Origin of the sequence: Eudoraea sp. (assembly GCF_049669105.1) — a bacterium.
Classification (GTDB): domain Bacteria; phylum Bacteroidota; class Bacteroidia; order Flavobacteriales; family Flavobacteriaceae; genus Eudoraea.
The window spans coordinates 1-19,218 of sequence record NZ_JBATKE010000008.1 but is presented as its reverse complement, the minus strand read 5'-3'; the positions used below and the strand labels follow the sequence as shown (position 1 = coordinate 19,218).

Below are 19,218 nucleotides of genomic sequence, written 5' to 3'. Positions count from 1 at the left end.
CTTCTATGGGCATAACTGAAGGCTGTTTCCCATTGTCCCTGTTCCGCATAAATGTCAGACATATAAGTTAGGTATACACAAATAGGGTGATAATCGCCCAGTTCTTCCAACATTGGAATAGCCTGTCCGATATTTTTTTCGGCGATTTCATTTTCTCCTTTTAAAGCATAAGCTAGACCCACATTACCCAGGTTGTATGCAATTCCAAGCTTATAGTCCAGGGCGCTATAAATATCTCCGGATTCCTTAAAAAATAGCAAGGCTGAATCTGGTTTAATCAATTTCAGATTATATTCATCTCCCATATTAAGCAAGGCATCGGCATAGCTAATCGAATCCTTCTCCGCTTTAAGAATTGGGATAGCATTCTTGTAATTAAGGATCGCGTTTTGGTAATCTCCCATGACGGAATACACATCGGCTATATTTTTGTAAAATATTCCCAAATCACGTATGCGCTTCTTTTCATTAGCAATTTTGAAGCCTTCTAAAAAGATAGCTAATGCCAGATTTAGATCACCTTTTAGCCTAAGAGCATTTCCTTTTTGGACATACGCATCTATGATGCGCTCTGTTGAATCTAAGGCCGTTGCTCTGCGTAAGAGTTCATCACTATATCGAAGGATTTTCTCCGGATCCTGATGATTTCTAGCGAGACCAAATAACAGCTGTAATCGATCTCTTTCATCAAAGTTGCCTGAGTTATATATTGTTTGAAGACTGTCCGCAATAACCTGATTCTGACCATACACGGCCAAGTTAAAAATTAAAAAAAAGCCTAGTGCTAGACAAGTTTTTATTTTGAATAAACTTTTTAGTCTATAAAAGTTTGCCGTAAGCATGGATATAGGTAGTTAATTTACCATGTTTATTTATAGGATCTTATTTTAGGATCAATTATAAATGTGCCTTTGTTTGTAACCGTAAAATCTAAGCTGTATTTCTCTTCTATATATTGTTCCAGTCCCCCAGGCCCTATTTTAATAGTTCCAACAACTATTTCATCAGTTCCTTTTATTACTATTCCCCTTTTTATTCTTTTTAGTGACTTTGGCGCATAAATTCTTGCCCCTGACACATGATCAATGGAGGTGATTTTGACCGTATCTGATGGATTACTGATAGAAACTCCCTGCCAGATAATCCGGTCTCCTTTTCTCACATTAGTTGTAAAATAATTGTTGGGAATGCCAGAGAGCTGGCCAAAACTGGCATGCTGGTCTATGCTGCTCTGATCAATTTGTGTGGTGTCCACATAAAGGGTTACTACATGCAATTGGCCACAAGACATAAGGCCCATAACTGCCATTAAAATCAAAATTAGATTGGTTGTTTTCATACTTGTGTTCTTTAAGTGATTATGTGGGAGAGTTTATTTCGTATTGGAATCCGATCTTAATAAAGCTGAATTTCAGCATTAATAGTAAATGCTTTTCCAACTTCTATTGCCTTACTTTACAAGGGTTTAAAACCTACAATTAATATAGTGAATTTAAGCCAATTAGTAAAATGACTTTGGATAAATGGTATTATTTTATGTCCGAAAGTAGTATTTTACCTATCCGCCATGTATCTTAAACCTCTATCTCATGCCCCTGAACTGCAAGTTCAATAGGGAAATCATAGGTATGAGCGCTCATAAATTTTTTAAATATGTTGGATCTGTCTTTATCCGTTTGTGCAGGATCGTGATGGAACATTACCAAACGTTTGGCCCCGGTTCTATCGGATAATTCCGCGGCAATTTCCATGGAGCAATGACCCCACCCCACTTTGTTTTCATATTCCTCCGGGCTGTATTGGGAATCGTGTACAAGCAAATCTGTATTCTTGCAGAGATCAAAACCGGAGATCCAATTATCTTCATTAAATAAATGTGGATTTTTCAATATGGGCTCATGATCGGGGATATAAGTAACTGATTTGGATCCAACCTGTATTCTAAAACCAACGGTTGGACCGGGATGACAAACAAATTTAGAAGTGACTATAAACTTCCCAAGCTTAAATGGTTTGTTTGGCAATTCGTGTATCACCAATTTACTGGGGATATCCCTGAGCATTACCGGAAAAAGAGGAGGAGACAAAAATCTGTTCAACCTATCTTTTAAAGGATAGGAACTGCCGCCAGGCCCCCAAATATGTATCTCTTTGTTCGGATCAAAAATGGGTTTGAAAAAACCCAAACCCTGAATATGATCCATATGTAAGTGAGTTAGCAGGATATCTATTCGGTCTGAGTTATTATACTTGTCAAAAGCTATATTCAAAATCCCTGTACCTGCATCCAGTATTAGCCTTTCATTCCCCTCTATGATTTCAATACACGGGGTATTGCCTCCAAGCTTTCGTGTTTCTTTGGAGGAGGTGGGATATGCGCCGCGGGTTCCATGCAGTTTAACTCTCATAGCTTGAGACATTATCCCAAAAGATAGCTAAAGCCCCTGAAAACTCTTTAGACCTTCCAATGATAGGGATGGAAGTAACGGAGATTTTAAAGGATTTACCTTCCATGTTTGTAATCCAGAAGGTCTTATGGGCGGGTTCGTGTGAGTTTATGGTTTGTACAAGTGGAAGGTCGGCCGGTGGAATAGCATTTCCTTTTTCGTCATGGGCAGAAAACATGTTACCCCAGTCTCCAACCCTCATTTCCCCTGTATCCTGAAAACGCTTTCCCAATATTTGTTCTGCAGGTTCGTTGTAAAAAATCAGCGTCCCTTCAGGATCTACAATAAAAACAGGGACAGTAAGACAATCTGCCAACTGCCTGCTTAAAATAATTTCAATTTCGTGTGCTGACATAGACAGACAAGTTTTACAGGAGAACTCTCTTAAATATATAAAAAATAAATCGATTTTGTTCTATAACGCCCGCTAGAATAAACTGTTATCAATAACGCAATAGCCCGGGAGAAAGATCTTATTACAAGATAGTAATTTCCAGACTTCATCACTAAGTAAAAACCTTAGAAAGTCTATGGGTTCTAAGTAAAGTGACTTATTGTCAATTTATTAGCATATTATGGAAACTGAACAAAATAGAAATTATCGAATATTTACAAGAGTCTTGGGATAGGAATATAAAAAAGCCCTGGATGTGGTCCAGGGCTTTTTACATTTTACTCTTCAATTTCTAATTAGAACCGGCTACACTTAACTCAGGTAAAAGAGAATGAAATTCCATCCCTTTAAAATTAGTGGCGTCGAGCCAGTTTTCCCAAAACTCATCCCAGGCATCGTCCCCGTACATTTCATTATATTTTTCTACAAAAGCCCGGTCTTTATCCAGCGAAGCCCAGTTGCTATGCATCCACAGAATTCCCCAATCCCGGCCATCTCCGGCATTGGCCTGATTCGTAAATACATGAAGCCCCATATCGTAATTCAATTCTTTATAGGCCTTTATAATCGTCCCAAACAGGTGGCGGGCGTTGTTCCCTTTATTTTCATTAATCTCAAACCAGCGGATTTGCATCACTTTAGCCGACTGACCTTCCGGTGCATAAGTCATCCCTTCAGCTAGCTTCCAGTACTCCCATTCACCCATATCGGAATGTGGTTCTACATTAGCCGTCCAATCTGCAGAATGCGCATCAGACATAGGGGTGTCATTATCGGTCCAGGTCATTGGCCCCATTACCCAAACAAGGCTGCCTGCCCGTGGCCCGGAGTCAATTGACCATACGTTGACCTGTTGAGCGCCCTCGGTATGGTATTTTTTGTTATGTGCTTTCAAGCCATCATTAAGTTGTTTGGTGTGTCCCGATTTTGGAGTAAGACGGATTGTTGCATACATCACATAAGCACTATCATCCTGAGCACTTAGCTGGCAGGTGATCAATAAAATAAGTAATAAAGTTAATTTTTTCATTAGTAATGGTTTTAAATTGATTATTGATCCTAAATGTATATTTATTTTAGAGCAATAAATCCATTTAAGGACGAACATGTATATTTAATGTCCGAACAACCCTATTTTTTTAACAAAAACAAATGCGATGATTAATTTCTTTGGAAGAAACAAAAAGAAATTCCCTGATAATAACTTGCCATTTGAATACTTTAAATATGCCATTAGGAAGATTGTTATCGTGGGGAATTAGATCAAAATAAGGCTTCATTCAGTTGCCCACATATAAAAAAATGTCTATTATTAACTAATTAAATCAAGGAATAATGGATTATAAAAAAACAATTTTACATCTTGTAATTAGCATGCTATTATCACCGATAATAGTTTACATTGTATTAATGGCAGCCAAATTAGCCGGTTCCACTTATGAAATGACTCATGGTGAAACATTTATTATTTGGCTCCTTATGGCAATTTTGATTAATCTGTCTTTAACAAAGAAGGCATAGAAGAACCATCGCTTCAATACTTGAGATAGGGAACAAATTAGACACTAGATTATGCCTGTCCGGTCTTTCCCATTCTTCATTGGAAAGCAAAACAATGGCTTTTGCTGTACAAATGGGTCTCCATCCTCTCTGTTATGCAGAATCTTTACACTATACTCCTCTGTTATATTCGTGTTTGAATGTTCCAAATAATTCACCAATTATTTTCATAGGAATGTCTATATAAAACAACACTGAAGATATATACTTCTTCTGTCTTTTAAATCTTATATGTATCTTCGACACACCAAAATTTAAACTTTATAACAGTTCTGCACCCCACAGAAGATTATACACCTTTAATAAATATAATATGGCAATGACAAAAAACATCGTATTGCTTTTTTCTCTTCTCCTTTTTCATAATTTATCATATACACAAACTCAGCCATGGCAGGGGAAATTTGAACCCATAGATAATATGATTTCACCTCCTAACACCTACAGAACGGCAAGTGGGGCGCCGGGAAAAGCTTATTGGCAGCAACGTGCCGATTATAAGATAAAGGCAGCTTTAGATGAATCAAATAACACAATCACAGGAGAAGAAACTATTACTTACTATAACAATTCTCCTGATGATTTAAGGTATCTATGGATTCAGTTAGAACAGAATGTAAACAGAAAAGGGAATGAAGATTTTGGTTCCTTTTTTAATAATATTAAAGACTCTATAACTGCACGCCAGATGCAGTTTCTTACCAGAGCTATTGATTTTCCTGCGGGTTATACTATTAAATATATAAAAGATATTAATGGGAACTCCATGAAATCAATGGTTAATAACACCATGATGAAAGTATTGCTTAAAGAGCCCCTAAAATCAGGCTCATCTTTAAGTTTTTCTATTGCCTGGTCTTACCCTATTACGGATCGAAGCATGTTTTTTTTATCCAGAGAAGGTTATGAATATTTCCCTGAAGATGATAATACTGTTTACCTTATTGCCCATTGGTTTCCCAGAATGGCAGTTTACAACGATACCGAAGGCTGGCAAAATCAACAATTTCAAAGACTTGGGGAATTTGCTTTAGAATTTGGAGATTATAGTGTTGAAATAACTGTTCCGGAAGATCATATAATTGCATCAACAGGTAGCTTACTAAACAGTGATGATGTGCTTACCAGGACACAACAAAATAGATTGAAAGAAGCAGGCAGATCTTTTGATAAACCTGTAATGATCGTTACTAAAGATGAGGCTGAAAATAATGAGAAAACCAAGTCTGCCAAACAGAAAACCTGGAAATTTAACGCTACAAACGTTCGCGACTTTGCTTTTGCTTCATCTCGTAAATTCCTTTGGGATGCACAAGCTGTAAAGTTGCCCAGTAATACAGTTATGGCCATGTCTTTTTACCCTAAAGAGGGGCTCCCTGTATGGCAGGAAGAATCTACAAAAGCTATAAAAAATGCACTCGAAGTGTATTCTGATGCTACCTTTGATTATCCTTATCCTGTGGCTATTTCAGTGAACACCTCGAACATAGGTATGGAATTTCCCATGATTAGTTTTAATGGCGGAAGACCTAAAAATGGCCGAATCAGTGATGCTGCGAAGCAGGGTATGATTGGTACAATTGTTCATGAAGTGGGTCATAATTGGTTTCCCATGATTGTGAGTTCCGATGAGCGTAAATGGATGTGGATGGACGAAGGTTTAAACACATTCCTCCACCAAAGAACTATTGCCGAAAGATACCCGGGATTTAGCAGTACAACACCTCAAACTATTGTGCCCTTTATGAGTGGTGATAAAAATATTCTGCGCCCCATCATGACAACCTCTGATAACGAATTACTAACGCAGTTCGGAAATAATTTTTATATGAAACCTACTGTGGGCTTACAGATGTTAAGAAACTCAATTGTTGGACGCGAATTATTTGACCAGGCATTTAAGGAATATGCTAATCGATGGAAATTCAAACACCCAAATCCTGCAGATTTATTTAGAACGCTGGAAGATGCAAGTGCAGTAGATCTGGATTGGTTTTACAGAGGTTGGTTTTTTACAACTGATAATGTTGATATGGAACTCACTGATGTAAAATGGTATAAAGTAAATGAAGAGGAGTTTAATAATAAGGATCAGAAAAAGACCATTAAATTAAAGATTGAGGGTGAAAACTCCGGTGAAAAAGCAAAGGATTTTTCGAGCGGTCCCGAAGCAATAACTATGACCTCAACTCCCGATGCAAGCTATGGTGGATATTTATCAAGAATGGATGAGCCCGAACTTCGCAAACAAATTTCCGGTAAAAATATTTATGAAGTTAGTATTAAAAATGTTGGTGGACTGGTAATGCCTGTAACCATAGAATGGATATATACTGATGGTTCTAATGAGATTGATACATTGCCCGCAGAAATTTGGCGCCGTAACGAATACGAGATTAAAAAGACTTTTGTAAAAGAAAAAGAAGTTTCAAAAGTGAATTTGGACCCTAATTTTGAGTTTGCTGATACGGATATGAAAAACAATACCTTTCCTAAAGCAGAGACTCCATCAGAATTTGATGAATTTAAAGCGAAGAAGACTACTAATTAGAGTTTATAGAAATAAACAGACTCCTTATACAAGGAGTATAAAGCAAAAAAGACAGCCAATATGGCTGTCTTTTTCTTACTAATCAAACTAACATTTGATGAATACTGCTTTTTAAGAATTATCTACAACGGTAGCTTTAGGTGCATTTTTTTTAACCGATGCAATTCCGCTAGCCATGGAGGAAGCTGAGGCATACATCTGACTGGCGCCTATCACCTGCCCATTAGACGCTTTTAAATTAAAATAAGGGCGGCCGTCCTTTGCCTTATTCCTCTCGAACATGGCATCATTTTGTGAGTTTTTCCTAACGGATTCTATGCCGTTATCACATGCAGCTTTAGAATTATAGGCTTCACTGTTGAGAATTACCTGTCCGTTTGATGCTTTAAGATTGAATCTTAGCTTTCCAGCTTTGTCTTTTTTAATTTCAAATTTTCCCATTGGTATGTTTTTAAATACTGTTCGTAAAATTAACGAAAAAAATTGCATATTCCTTCATTATTTTAATACCTCATATAATTTTATCCCCCCTGATTGTGAATAACTTGGCATTAAAAATCGATCTTTTTCTTATTCCGGATTGTTGCCCAAAATATTGTCCTGAAAAATTAAAAATTAGGCTGGCTTTTTACTGCGAAGTCCATTCACAAAATACATTTTCATTTTGCCCCGGTTCTTTACCGCAATTTCTCCTCTGTACTCACAGTTAAATTCATCTTTTACCAGTTCGAAAGTGTGTTCACTGATATTGATTTTCCCTGTTTTGGAATTCGTTTCCATGCGGGAAGCTACGTTCACCGTATCTCCCCAGATATCATAGGAAAACTTTTTGCTGCCAACCACCCCGGCTACTAGCGGACCTGTATTGATCCCTATCCGTATGTTAAAGGAGAGCCCATCTTCTGTTTCGCCGGACTTCGCATCTTCTACGAATTCTAAGATCTCAAAGGCGGCCTTCACCATTTTTATGGCATGATCCTCAATAGGAAAAGGCAATCCGCCGGCGCACATATAGGAGTCTCCGATAGTTTTGATTTTTTCAAGATCATATTTTTCAATAATGTCGTCAAAGGCGGTAAAGTAAACCCCAAGTCTTTTGACCAGTACTTCAGGATTTGCATTTTCTGAATGCGCCGTGAACGCCTCAAAATCTGTAAACAATACGGTAACAGATTCAAATTTGTTCGCTTTAACCACCCCTGATTCTTTTAATTCCAGGGCCGTTTCTTCCGGCAAAATATTAAGTAAAAGACGATCGGATCTGTCCTTTTCTTTTTCTATAATGGCCTTGGTTCTTTTTATATATATATTGCGTCTGAACAATCCGGCTGCTATCAGGAAAATAAGAAATAAAGCGGTTCCGGTTGAGATTGTCAGTATCTTTTGTGTTCGTTTCTGTTGATTTGCTAAATCCAGTTCTATCTGTTTTTGAGAAACTTCCATTTCGGCCATTTGCTGAACTGAGGTGATGTTTTGTACACTATCCCGGAAAGCAATATAATTTCGATAATATTTCAGAGCTGCGGAAGCGTATCCTGTTCTTTCATACAACTCCGAAAGCTTCAGGTAGGCGCCGCCCATTTCTGCTTTCAATCCATATTTTTTGGCCAGGTTTAAAGAACGTAAGGAGTAACCAAAGGCAGCATCCCAATCGTTCTTATCGGCATAAATATCAGACATGTAGGTAAGGTATGTTGTAATAGGTCTGTAGTCTCCTAATTCCTCCAGGATGGCGATTGCTTCACTGATGTTTTCCTCTGCCCGGGTTTCCTCTCCCTGTTGAGCATAGGCCAGGCCTTTGTTGCCAAGATTGTACGCCAAATAATCTTTTCTTTGCAGAGCTTTAAAGATAGGACCTGACTTATTAAATAAAATAAGGGCAGAATCTGGTTGGGCCCATTCCAAATAAGAATCTCCCAGGTTTTCTACTGCGACTGCGTAATTAATTCTTTCGTCCAGGTCTTCGAAAATCTTAATGGCATTGTTATAGTATTTTTTTACATTCTGTTTATTCCCCATTCCGGCATAAACTCCAGCTATTGCTGTATACACTCTACCTAGTTCACTTTTTTCTCCACGCTCGTTGCTTATGTCTACAGCCTTAAAATAACTTTCCAGGGCCTTGCTCAGATTGCCTTTTATCTCCAGGGAATTCCCCCTTTGTAGATAACCCTCATAAATATAATTACTGGAATCCATACGTATGGCCTCTTTTAAAAGTAAATCATTATATTCTAAGGCTTCATCAGGGTTCGGACTTGAAGAAGAAATAGCCATTAACAATTCCAGGCGCTCTGAAGGATCATACTTACCGGACTCATATAGATTAATAAGACTATCAGATATTACTTCGCGATTTTGACCTGAACACGGCGTTAGGGCAAGCAGAAGTATTCCAAGCAAATAAATTCCCCTGATAACAAACACATATCTCTTTTTAACGTAAGGCTTCATAAGATAGGAATTGGGTTTGTCACATATCTTTTCTACTCTCCAATTTGGATTTTAGGATCAATGGTATACATCTGGCTACTGGAACCTACACTAAATTGAATTTGATATTTATAAGGAGCCTTGCCACCGCGTATTACCGTAGCTTGAACAAGCTTATCTCCCTTGATGCTGTCTGAAGTGAAAATTCTTGGGCCACTGATATATTTAATAGCGGTTATCTTCACCGGGATATTGGGCTCTGTGGAGGAGACCCCTTTCCATACAATATTATCTCCCACCTGGGCGAAAATAGTAAAGGTCTCCGGAGAACTGTTATTTAATACCGTTGTATTCTTGCCCGCCTTAAAGAAGCATGCCTTTCCAGGGTTTGGATTCTTTGTATCCACGTTAAGGGTGATTTCGTGTGCCGCCTGTGCATTCAAACCATGTGCGGCCAAAACCATGGTCAAAACAAAGAAAATCCAGCTAATTTTATTCCGTTTCATTTACTCTGATTATAACTATCAAACAAAAAAAGAGGATATTCAATACTTATCCTATTTATTTAAAGAATTTATATCAGAAATATACTATATCTCTCTATAATGACCTGTATTCTCCAAAATAGAAAACCCGGGTTAGCCCGGGTTTTCGTTATTTGAAAGGTATTTGCTTTTGCCCTCAATGGCTAACACACTTCTTTATCTTATTCTTTTACAACTTTAATTTTTGGATCAAACTGGTACGTTTCGCCATCTACCGTAAACTCAATGGCATAGCTATACTCCTTGTTTGCAGCGTTCTTCTTAACTTTTTCCTTTACCTTCTTTTTTGCCCCATTTTTCTTCTCACCCATTTTTTGTGCTTTGGCAAATATATTTTTACTCTTACCTCCTGTCCTAAATTCTATCATCTCAATATCAATGGCTTCCCCGGAAGTAGTAACCCCTTCCCATTCTACAAAGTCTTCGGGTTTTACCAGAATTGTAAAATCTTTAGCCGGCTCACTTACCTCGACAACGGTAACGTTTTCATCAGCCACATCAAAAGTACATGCAGCAGCAGGGTCTTCCTGTGTCAATTCTGCAGTATCTACCGTTAATATAATTATGTGATTAGCTCCCTGGCCATAAAGGTTAGTGCCAAAACAAATTAATAAAAGGGCTATTCCTACTAAATTTCTGTTGAATAGTTTCATGATTGGTTTTTTTGTTAATTAGTTATCTTATCCTATTGTATTTGGATCTCATTTTTCTTTCGTCAAGGTAAGTAATATTATCAAATATAAAAGTAGGTTTTTGCCTACATAAAATAACTGCCGGCTAACGACACTTTGGTTAAGCTACTATGAATAGTACAATTCATTTTCCTTCCTTAAGACTTAAGAAATTCAAAATGCGATTTAGTTAAAGGGCAAGACAAGATTAAAAAGGTTAGTATAGGAATGACTTATATTTACGCGATGGATAACCATCCAACCCAAAGTGTTTAAAACAACATGAAGAAATTTATTACATTTTTACTAATCATTGCGGGGATATATCTCTTACTTCTAATCCCCATGCCTGAAAATAAAAGTGAACCTCAAAAGGCATCAGAAATTCCTTTTATTTGGGATCAGGATGCCCTTTGGGAGAATTTGGAAAAAGCCTTTCTCCGCGCTAAAGCAATTCCATCTGAAGAATTGGATTCTATCGTACAGGAACTGGCTTTTGAAAATGACAGTATCCTAAACGCCAATAAAAATAAAACTATTAAACCTGAAGATGGAATTTACGCATTGATAGAGCGCAGGTTTTTCCAGATTGCTCCGCTGATTGCGGCACAGGAAAACAAATCTGATTGGCACGTCCGGTTTTATAATAGGGTAAGAAAAAAGATAAAATTAGATTCCCGTTTTTGGGATATGAACAGTTCCAGCGCCCGCAATACCTCTTACCGCATTCTATATGGTATGAGAGCCACAGTAGAGGAGATTTTATTGCAATCCAGTGATGATCAGTTTGTATCCACAACCTTTGTTTCCGACGAACCTTCTGCTACTCCTTCTGTGGATATCCTGGGAATAGAAGTGCATAGTGGTGATCTGCTTGTAAGCCGTGGCGGAGCAGAGGTTTCAGCTTTCATTTCGAGAGGAAATGATTTTCCAGGAAATTTTTCACACGTAGCCATTATCCATATAAACGAGGAGACTGACGAGCCCTATTTAGTGGAAGCTCATATTGAAAAAGGTGTCGCTATAGCAACCCTGGATGAGTATTTAAATGATAAAAAATTGAGGTTTATGGTGATGAGGCCCAGGGTGGATTTGGAGCAAATGATGGCAAATCCTATGCTCCCTCATGAAGCATCCTTATTTATATTCAATGAATCTCAAACAAGACATATTCCATATGACTTTAAAATGGACTATTACGATTCTTCGGCCATGTTCTGTTCAGAAGTTGGATCATATGCCTATAAGCAGTTTGGGATTAATTTATGGGAGTCTGAATCTACCATCTCGTCAAATGGGATCATTGAATGGCTGAACAATTTTGGGGTGGAAAATTTTGTAACCCAAATGCCCTCTGATCTTGAATACGATCCAATGCTAAGCGTTGTAGCTGAATGGAGGGATAAGGAAATTCTTTTTCAGGATCATGTAGACAATGCTGTTATGGACGCTTTGATAAGCCGTGCCAATGAAGGTGAGAAACTCGATTACAATCTTTGGATGCTGCCCGTGGCAAGAGTTATTAAGGCGTATTCATTACTTCTTAATAGCATCGGAAAAGAAGGGATTATACCGGAAGGCATGGGGGCTGTAACAGCATTGAAAAACACTGATTTTGTAGACCGGTTTAAGGAATGTAAATCAATTACAGAATTAAAAATAAACGCTTTTAAAGAGGAAAATGAGTATTTACCTCCATACTGGCAACTGGTAAGAATGGCCGAAGAGAGTTTAACAAATTAGGTTCTCCTTAAAAAGGACAATCCTTTTTACAAGCTGCAATAGCACCCGGCAGTACGTGCGTCTTGTGTTCACGAACACGCCTGGGAGATTATTACCGGAATGAAAAATAGGGTGTATCAAAGGCTTCTGTATCATTTACTTCAATCAAGTAATACTGTAGGAACGAATAACAGGTGAAGGAATATCAACTTTTTGCGTTTATCCGGTCAATTTGTTTTTAAAGTGACCCATGTATTGGTTATATTTAAGAGATTGAATCATTCTAAAATGAATACAACCTACGATGCTATCGTCATTGGGTCCGGAATTTCAGGTGGATGGGCCGCTAAGGTATTGTGTGAACAAGGGCTTAAAACCTGTATCGTGGAACGGGGTAGAAATGTGGAGCACACTAAGGACTATCCTACTGCTCACCTGCACCCCTGGGAACTTCCCCATGCCGGGTGGATGCCAAAGGCATTCAGAGATGAAAACCCCCTGATCACAAAAGCGGCAGGTTTTGGAGAGGACACTGCCCACTTTTTTATTAAAGATAAAGATCAGCCTTATGTACAAAAAAAGCCTTTCGATTGGATACGGGGATTTCAGGTAGGTGGAAAATCCTTGACATGGGGCAGAGCTTGCCAGCGATGGAGCCAATCCGAATTCGAATCCCCTTCAAAATATAATTATGGCATTCAGTGGCCGGTAGATTACGCGGAAATGGCTCCCTGGTATCATTTAGTGGAAGATTTTATCGGCGTATGTGGAAATAAAGATGGGTTAGAATCGATGCCCGACGGTGAGTTCCTGCCTCCTTTCGAAATGAATTGTGTAGAACAACACATGAGCACCGCCTTAGCCAACCGATATCCAGACAGGCATCTGGTACATGGAAGATGGGCGCACCTGACCGAACCTAAAGAACATCATTTAGAATTAGGCAGAGGAAAATGCCAGGCAAGAAATCTTTGTATGAGAGGTTGTCCGTTTGGCGCTTATTTTAGCAGTAATTCCAGCACCATCCCCTCGGCACAACGAACCGGCAACCTTAGCATTCTTTCCAATGCTGTTGTGGTTAAAATCATTTATGACGACCAACAAAAAAAGGCTACAGGAATTGAATATATAGATACGGCTACCGGATCGCGACAGGAGCTAAAGGCCAGCATAGTTTTTGTAAACGCCTCGGCCCTAAACTCTAATCTTATCTTATTGAACTCTACTTCTGATCGTTTTCCGAAGGGTTTGGGAAATGATCATGATGTATTAGGTCATTATGTAGGGTTTCATAATTACCGGGGATATACCTCCGGTAAGTTTGAAGGTTTTAAAGACACTTATATTTATGGCAGGAACCCTTCGGAACTTATTTTAGCAAATTTCAGAAATGTATATAAGCATGATATGCCTTTTGTTGGGGGATATACCATTTTCAGTGGCGCCTATAGGTCACGTAATGAAGAGGCTCCGGAAAATGGCCCCGGAATTGGAGCAGCCTATAAAGAAGGCCTGTGTCTTCCGGGAGATTGGCGGGCATATATGTATATGCAGGGCGAGACCATTCCAAAAGCATCAAACCGCGTTTATTTGTCTGACACAGAAAAAGATCCCTGGGGAATTCCACAACTGGTAATGGATGTAAATTATGATGATAATGACGAATTGATGGTTCAGGACTTTTTAAAGGAAAGTAAAGCCATGCTGCAAGTCATGGGGTGTTCAGATATTGAACAAAACGATTCAAAACAAGCTCCGGGCCTGGACATTCACGAAATGGGAGGGTGTAGAATGGGTGCAGATCCAAAAACTTCTATGCTCAATAAATATAATCAACTGCATCTGTGTAAGAATGTATTTGTCACCGATGGAGCGTGTATGACAAGCACCGGAAACCAAAGCCCTTCCTTGCTTTATATGGCATTTACAGCAAGAGCTGCGACCTACGCTGCCGAACAATTTAAAGCGAAAAGTATATGAAAAGTACGCAACAAAATCAGGTAGGCGTTGGGATCATAGGATCTCAATTTATCTCTAACATTCATGCTGAAGCACTGAAAACAGTTGCTGATGCAGTTGTCTTGGCCGTGATTTCGCCAAATGAGGAGCATGTAAAAACGTTTGCGGAACATCACAAGATCCCAAATTGGTTTACGGATATCGATGCCTTCCTGGCCATGGACGAAATAGATATGGTGATTCTGGGCGTTCCCAACCATTTGCATTGTGAATTAACCGTTAAAATAGCCCAGGCAAAAAAGCATGTAGTGGTAGAAAAACCCCTTTGTTTAAACCTGGAGGAAGCAGACATCATGATTGAAACCTGCAAAAAAAATCAGGTTAAATTAATGTATGCAGAAGAACTCTGTTTTGCTCCAAAATATGTTCGCCTAAAATCACTGTTAGATGAAGGAGCTTTAGGGTATCCGGTACTTTTTAAACAGTCTGAAAAACACGACGGACCTCATGCAGCTCATTTTTATGATGTTGAAAAATCCGGGGGTGGTGTTATGATGGATATGGGATGTCATGCCATTCAATTCTTTAGATGGTTAAATCCTGAGGCTTCCATTGTCTCGGTATATGCACATATGCAAACCGCTGTCCATAAGGATAAGACTATTGGAGATGACAACAGCGTACTCATTTTAGAGTTTAACAATGGGGTAACTGCAATAGCAGAAGAAAGCTGGATTAAAAAAGGAGGGATGGATGATAAAGCTGAAATACATGGTAGTGAAGGGGTTGCATACGCAGATGTCCTGCAGGGAAATTCTATCCTGACCTATAGTGAAAAAGGGATAGGTTATGCTGTGGAAAAAGCAGGAAACACCAAAGGCTGGAGTTTCACTATGTATGAAGAACTTTGGAACTATGGGTTTCCACAGGAGATGGCGCATTTTGTAAACTGCGTAAAAAATGATCTTACCCCCCTAGTTACCGGAGAAGATGGCAAGGCAGTATTAGAAGTCCTTTTTGCGGCCTATGCTTCCGCAGGAGAAGGGAAAAAAATCATGATGCCTTTTAAGACGAATGCCAAAAAACCTTATTTATTATGGAAAAAATAAATCGCAGAAATGCCATGGGGATATTAGCCCGGTGGTCTGCCGGAAGTTTTATCCCCTTTTCCTGGATTTTGAAAGGTTGTACATATGGTAGCTCCATATCATTATTTAACAAAGAATATCAAGCTCTCCTGGGTGCCATTGTTGAAATTATTTTGCCTGAAACAGACGAATCTCCGGGAGCCAAAGAGGCGAATGTTCAATATTTTATCGCTCTGATTGTAGAAGATTGTTATGAAGTTGAAAATAAGGACAGAATCTTAGTAGGGTTAAACCAACTGCTTAAAGATGGCTTTCTGGATTTTTCAGCACAGAAAAAATATGAGGTAATTGAGCAACTAGACATAGAAGCAAATTCCGCAACCCAAAAAATCCCTCATTATTTTAATGCCCTTAAGTCCCTAACACAGTGGGGATATTTTTCATCTAAAATAGGGATCACTCAAGGACTGCGATACAACCCTATCCCGGGCTACTACAAAGGCTGCGTTCCTTATAATGGTGAAATAGCCTGGTATTCATGACAACACATCAGTGTAAAGACTATCAGGAATTAAGCCAAGTTGCTGCTGAATGGTTAATCCAGAGGATCAGAAAAAACCCTTTAAGCAAGATTGGTGTTGCCACCGGAAATTCTCCATTGGAAATGTATAGAAATATCACAAAGACAGGAAACCTGAACACCAAATCTCTTTCTTTGTTTCAATTGGATGAATGGGTAGGGTTATCCGAATATCAACATAGTTGCATGAGTTACATTGAAAAAGAGGTGAGAATCCCCTGGGGAATATCCCCGGAAAGAGCCTATTATTTTTCTCCTGGTTCAACCCTTCCTGTCAATAAAATTCAGGCGGAGGAGGCAGCCAATTTTATGGAAAAAAAACTTGATAAGAAAGGCCCTCTGGATATCCTCATTTTAGGAATGGGAAAAAACGGCCATTTAGGTTTTATAGAGCCCAACGAAAATTGGCCTTCTGATGAATGCTATGTTTCAGAATTGGCTTCATCTACTCAGAATCACAATATGATTAGCTCAGAAAATACACCCCCTGAATTTGGAGTAACTTTAGGTATTAAATCAATCCTTGAAGCAAAAGAAATTTTATTTATTGTAACTGGAACTGAAAAAAAAGGCATCTATTCAGAATGGCTTAAAAAGGTGGTCACCCCAAAATTGCCTGCAAGTATTTTATGGAAACATCCCAGAGTTTCCCAGATAACTGATCTGTAACTCCTAAATAGCCTTGATTTTTTCTTAGCACAGCTGATCCTGATCATTTCCTGCATGAAGCCTGTTTCAGATATTTACTGATTAAAGGGAACCAACTTGGGAAACAGTCTCCCTACGGACCATAGAAATGTTACTGTTTTTTAAAAAAATCAGACATCGTCTTTTAACTGAAAGCCTACCTGCCATCCTGGAAAGTAAGTTCAGCAAATACTTGCTCTATGCCCTGGGGGAAATTGTCCTGGTAGTGGTTGGGATACTCATAGCTTTAAGTATAAACAATTGGAACGAAGATCGTAAAGAAGAAGTTCTGGAGCTGGAATATTTGGAGCGCATACTTACTGACCTTAAAGCAGATACCCGTTATTTTAATCGACAAATAGTTGAATGTAATGAAGTTATGGATTTGAGTTATCAAAACATTCACAAGGCTTACGAAGAACAAAAGAGTAAGGAAGACTATATTGCATTAGTCGGGTTATTTACCGATAGAACGGAAAATTTGGTGGTCCAGAATTCAACCTATTTAGAACTAAATAATGCAGGTAAATTAAGTATATTCAAAAATCAACAAGTAAAAGATAGCTTAATTGCACTACATAGAGATTATCAATATGCCGCTTCAAGAATTAAGGAATTTAATGATTACCATGGGAATTTATTAAGTTCATCATTGCGTGACTACCCCAGAAAGTATTCCAAAAAGCGCGCATTTATCTTCGACAAACCCTATATGTTCAATACCTAGGAATGGGAATATATCAACGACCCAACTTCAGAAGAATTTAGAGAACAAGAATGGATAGTGGCCATGTTTCATGTAAAACATGCTGAGGCCATAGAATTTCATAAGGACCTTCTGTCTAAAATTGAATTTCTTAACACGCTTATTGAGGAAGAATTGGACAATAGAAAATGACCATTTTATTTAAGCTGGAATATTCAATTCATCGATGAAATGCATAAAAAATACGACTAAACCACAACTTTTAGCGCTTTCACAACAATTCTGTCTCAAATCACCACAAGAAATCGTAACTTATTACTACTAAAAATATGAATTTAAAAACCGTTGCTATGGAATCAGATTCAAAAAAACATCCCGTATTAAACACCATTCTTTCTGTATTAAATATTAGCTTAGAGGTATTACTGGCGTTAATTGCCCTTGGGGTTATTATTGGCCTTTGGGGGATTTTAAGCTAAATAGTATTTCTTTAGATTGAAGCTTTAATCCACATTTTACCGGTAAGAAATTGTGATGTTCCCTAACAATTGTCATTCAATTGATTTAAGGAACTATTTGCCAGGCTAACTTTCGGGTCAATTTATTTTGTTACGTTTTCTCCCCCCACTGGAAAGGATAAGCTTTTCTGTAAAGCTTATCCAAAACGGGCTTATAATTAAGGTTAAAGAAATAAGGCTAATGGTAAATTTATAGCTATAACTTTCGATAATATTCAGGCTATAGGCAGTTGAAGCAATCAAAAAACTTAATTCCCCGATTTGAGCGAGCAGGGCTCCGCCCAAAAACGCCTCCTTCCATGGGCAGGAAAACAAGCGTAAAATAAGCGCATTAATCAAATGGTTCGTGATATATACACAAATTAAAACCGCTAGAATAGCCCATATATTTTCGATGATGAAGCCAAAGTCTAATTGGAGCCCAACACTTATAAAAAAAATAGCTACAAACAAGATCCTAAAGGAGTTAAGCGTATTATATATCCAATGAGTTGCTTTGGAGGCGTGCATGATCATACCTCCCACAAAGGCCCCTAAAGCTGGTGATAGTCCAAAAAAAGAAGCTCCCAAAGCACCTCCGAAGCAAAAAAGTATTGCTAAAAAAACCTGAAGTTCATGATCCTTTTCAATTGCTTTGGAAAAGGGAAGTTGTATCGTTTGCTTTTTATAAATGTAGATAAGAGAAATCATAATACCCAAGCCCCCTGCGATATTCAGAAAAATTGCATCCGTAGATTCTTCTTTCCCGCCAAGCATTGTTACTGCTATCAAAAGGGGGACAATTATGATGTCTTGCATCAATAAAATGCTCAATACGTTCTTTCCTATCCTGGTATTCGTCAGGTTTTTATCTGAAAGAAGTTTTATGATAACTGCCGAACTACTCAAAGCGATTACAAATCCGAGGATTACCGAACGTTCCATGCGCCATCCAAAAAAATAACCCACTGCCCATATTATGACAACACTTAAAGCAACCTGAATTGTTGTCCCTATGGCAGCAACCTTCCATTGTTTAATGAATTCCGGCAGACTTATTTCCATTCCAATGAAGAAAAGGAGAAGTATTATTCCCATTTCCCCCAGATGATCAATAGTAGATGCATCTTCTATAAATCCCAGTCCAGATTGGCCAAGCATTGCCCCTACCAATATATAACCAATTATATAAGGCTGTTTTATCTTTTTTAAAAATAACCCCACGGCAACGATCAATATGGCTATAACCGAGATAGACCCAATCAAAGGATCAAAACTTATTAACTTGGGCATTAGTGCGTTCATTGATTTTTTAATTTCCGGAATTAGGAAGTAATTGATTTCTTGCGTATTCCAAATGTATAATTTTTATTCCCAG

Annotated in this window: 17 protein-coding genes and 1 pseudogene; 8 read left to right on the top strand and 10 right to left on the bottom strand. The window is 38.3% G+C overall.

Annotated features, from left to right (window positions below; genetic code table 11):
* The 5 genes and pseudogenes from WBM60_RS00445 to WBM60_RS00425 form a co-directional block, all read right to left on the bottom strand.
* Positions 1-752, bottom strand: a pseudogene (locus WBM60_RS00445) (adenylate/guanylate cyclase domain-containing protein); the annotation flags it as partial.
* A 116-nt stretch (positions 753-868) separates the two neighbouring features.
* Positions 869-1,339, bottom strand: coding sequence for a hypothetical protein (locus WBM60_RS00440; RefSeq protein ID WP_424260057.1), 471 nt, complete (start codon positions 1,337-1,339; stop codon positions 869-871).
* 235 nt (positions 1,340-1,574) lie between these two features.
* Positions 1,575-2,408: an MBL fold metallo-hydrolase gene (locus WBM60_RS00435; RefSeq protein ID WP_424260059.1), complete on the bottom strand. Its 834-nt coding sequence runs from the start codon at positions 2,406-2,408 to the stop codon at positions 1,575-1,577.
* Positions 2,398-2,802, bottom strand: a complete 405-nt coding sequence (locus WBM60_RS00430; RefSeq protein ID WP_424278630.1) for a PAS domain-containing protein — start codon at positions 2,800-2,802, stop codon at positions 2,398-2,400. Before WBM60_RS00430 ends, WBM60_RS00435 begins: the two co-directional genes overlap by 11 nt.
* A gap of 331 nt (positions 2,803-3,133) precedes the next feature.
* Positions 3,134-3,871, bottom strand: coding sequence for a hypothetical protein (locus tag WBM60_RS00425; protein WP_424260063.1), 738 nt, complete (start codon positions 3,869-3,871; stop codon positions 3,134-3,136).
* A gap of 849 nt (positions 3,872-4,720) precedes the next feature.
* Between WBM60_RS00425 and WBM60_RS00420 the strand changes: the two genes are divergently transcribed.
* Positions 4,721-6,952, top strand: a complete 2,232-nt coding sequence (locus tag WBM60_RS00420; RefSeq protein WP_424279758.1) for a M1 family metallopeptidase — start codon at positions 4,721-4,723, stop codon at positions 6,950-6,952.
* A 111-nt stretch (positions 6,953-7,063) separates the two neighbouring features.
* Here the strand turns inward: WBM60_RS00420 and WBM60_RS00415 are convergent, their stop codons facing one another.
* The 4 genes from WBM60_RS00415 to WBM60_RS00400 all read right to left on the bottom strand — a co-directional run bounded on the left by WBM60_RS00415 (position 7,064) and on the right by WBM60_RS00400 (position 10,583).
* Positions 7,064-7,393, bottom strand: coding sequence for a YegP family protein (locus tag WBM60_RS00415; RefSeq protein ID WP_424277442.1), 330 nt, complete (start codon positions 7,391-7,393; stop codon positions 7,064-7,066).
* A gap of 174 nt (positions 7,394-7,567) precedes the next feature.
* Complete coding sequence (locus tag WBM60_RS00410) at positions 7,568-9,406, bottom strand: adenylate/guanylate cyclase domain-containing protein (protein ID WP_424260069.1); 1,839 nt, start codon at positions 9,404-9,406, stop codon at positions 7,568-7,570.
* Between the two features lie 32 nt (positions 9,407-9,438).
* Positions 9,439-9,891, bottom strand: coding sequence for a hypothetical protein (locus tag WBM60_RS00405; RefSeq protein ID WP_424282621.1), 453 nt, complete (start codon positions 9,889-9,891; stop codon positions 9,439-9,441).
* Positions 9,892-10,091: 200 nt separating this feature from the next.
* Positions 10,092-10,583 carry a hypothetical protein gene (locus WBM60_RS00400; protein WP_424260073.1) on the bottom strand — a complete coding sequence of 164 codons (492 nt, stop codon included), beginning with the start codon at positions 10,581-10,583 and terminating at the stop codon, positions 10,092-10,094.
* 300 nt (positions 10,584-10,883) lie between these two features.
* Between WBM60_RS00400 and WBM60_RS00395 the strand changes: the two genes are divergently transcribed.
* From WBM60_RS00395 to WBM60_RS00365, 7 genes are all read left to right on the top strand, one after another.
* Positions 10,884-12,344 (top strand): YiiX/YebB-like N1pC/P60 family cysteine hydrolase, encoded by a 1,461-nt coding sequence (locus WBM60_RS00395; RefSeq protein WP_424277444.1) that lies wholly within the window; start codon positions 10,884-10,886, stop codon positions 12,342-12,344.
* 267 nt (positions 12,345-12,611) lie between these two features.
* Positions 12,612-14,303 carry a GMC oxidoreductase gene (locus WBM60_RS00390; RefSeq protein WP_424260077.1) on the top strand — a complete coding sequence of 564 codons (1,692 nt, stop codon included), beginning with the start codon at positions 12,612-12,614 and terminating at the stop codon, positions 14,301-14,303.
* The gene (locus WBM60_RS00385; protein ID WP_424260079.1) at positions 14,300-15,391 is read left to right on the top strand and encodes a Gfo/Idh/MocA family protein; all 1,092 of its coding nucleotides are present in this window, start codon (positions 14,300-14,302) and stop codon (positions 15,389-15,391) included. The genes WBM60_RS00390 and WBM60_RS00385 overlap by 4 nt, the downstream gene beginning before the upstream one ends.
* Positions 15,379-15,912 carry a gluconate 2-dehydrogenase subunit 3 family protein gene (locus WBM60_RS00380; RefSeq protein WP_424260081.1) on the top strand — a complete coding sequence of 178 codons (534 nt, stop codon included), beginning with the start codon at positions 15,379-15,381 and terminating at the stop codon, positions 15,910-15,912. Before WBM60_RS00385 ends, WBM60_RS00380 begins: the two co-directional genes overlap by 13 nt.
* Positions 15,909-16,619, top strand: a complete 711-nt coding sequence (locus WBM60_RS00375; protein ID WP_424260083.1) for a 6-phosphogluconolactonase — start codon at positions 15,909-15,911, stop codon at positions 16,617-16,619. Before WBM60_RS00380 ends, WBM60_RS00375 begins: the two co-directional genes overlap by 4 nt.
* A 127-nt stretch (positions 16,620-16,746) precedes the next feature.
* On the top strand, positions 16,747-17,364 hold the full coding sequence (locus WBM60_RS00370) for a DUF6090 family protein (RefSeq protein ID WP_424282620.1): 618 nt from the start codon (positions 16,747-16,749) through the stop codon (positions 17,362-17,364).
* A 308-nt stretch (positions 17,365-17,672) separates the two neighbouring features.
* Positions 17,673-17,822 carry a hypothetical protein gene (locus WBM60_RS00365; protein ID WP_424260087.1) on the top strand — a complete coding sequence of 50 codons (150 nt, stop codon included), beginning with the start codon at positions 17,673-17,675 and terminating at the stop codon, positions 17,820-17,822.
* A gap of 117 nt (positions 17,823-17,939) precedes the next feature.
* On the opposite strand, the gene WBM60_RS00360 is transcribed toward WBM60_RS00365, so the two are convergent.
* Positions 17,940-19,133 carry a cation:proton antiporter gene (locus WBM60_RS00360; protein ID WP_424277446.1) on the bottom strand — a complete coding sequence of 398 codons (1,194 nt, stop codon included), beginning with the start codon at positions 19,131-19,133 and terminating at the stop codon, positions 17,940-17,942.
* Positions 19,134-19,218: the final 85 nt, after the last annotated feature.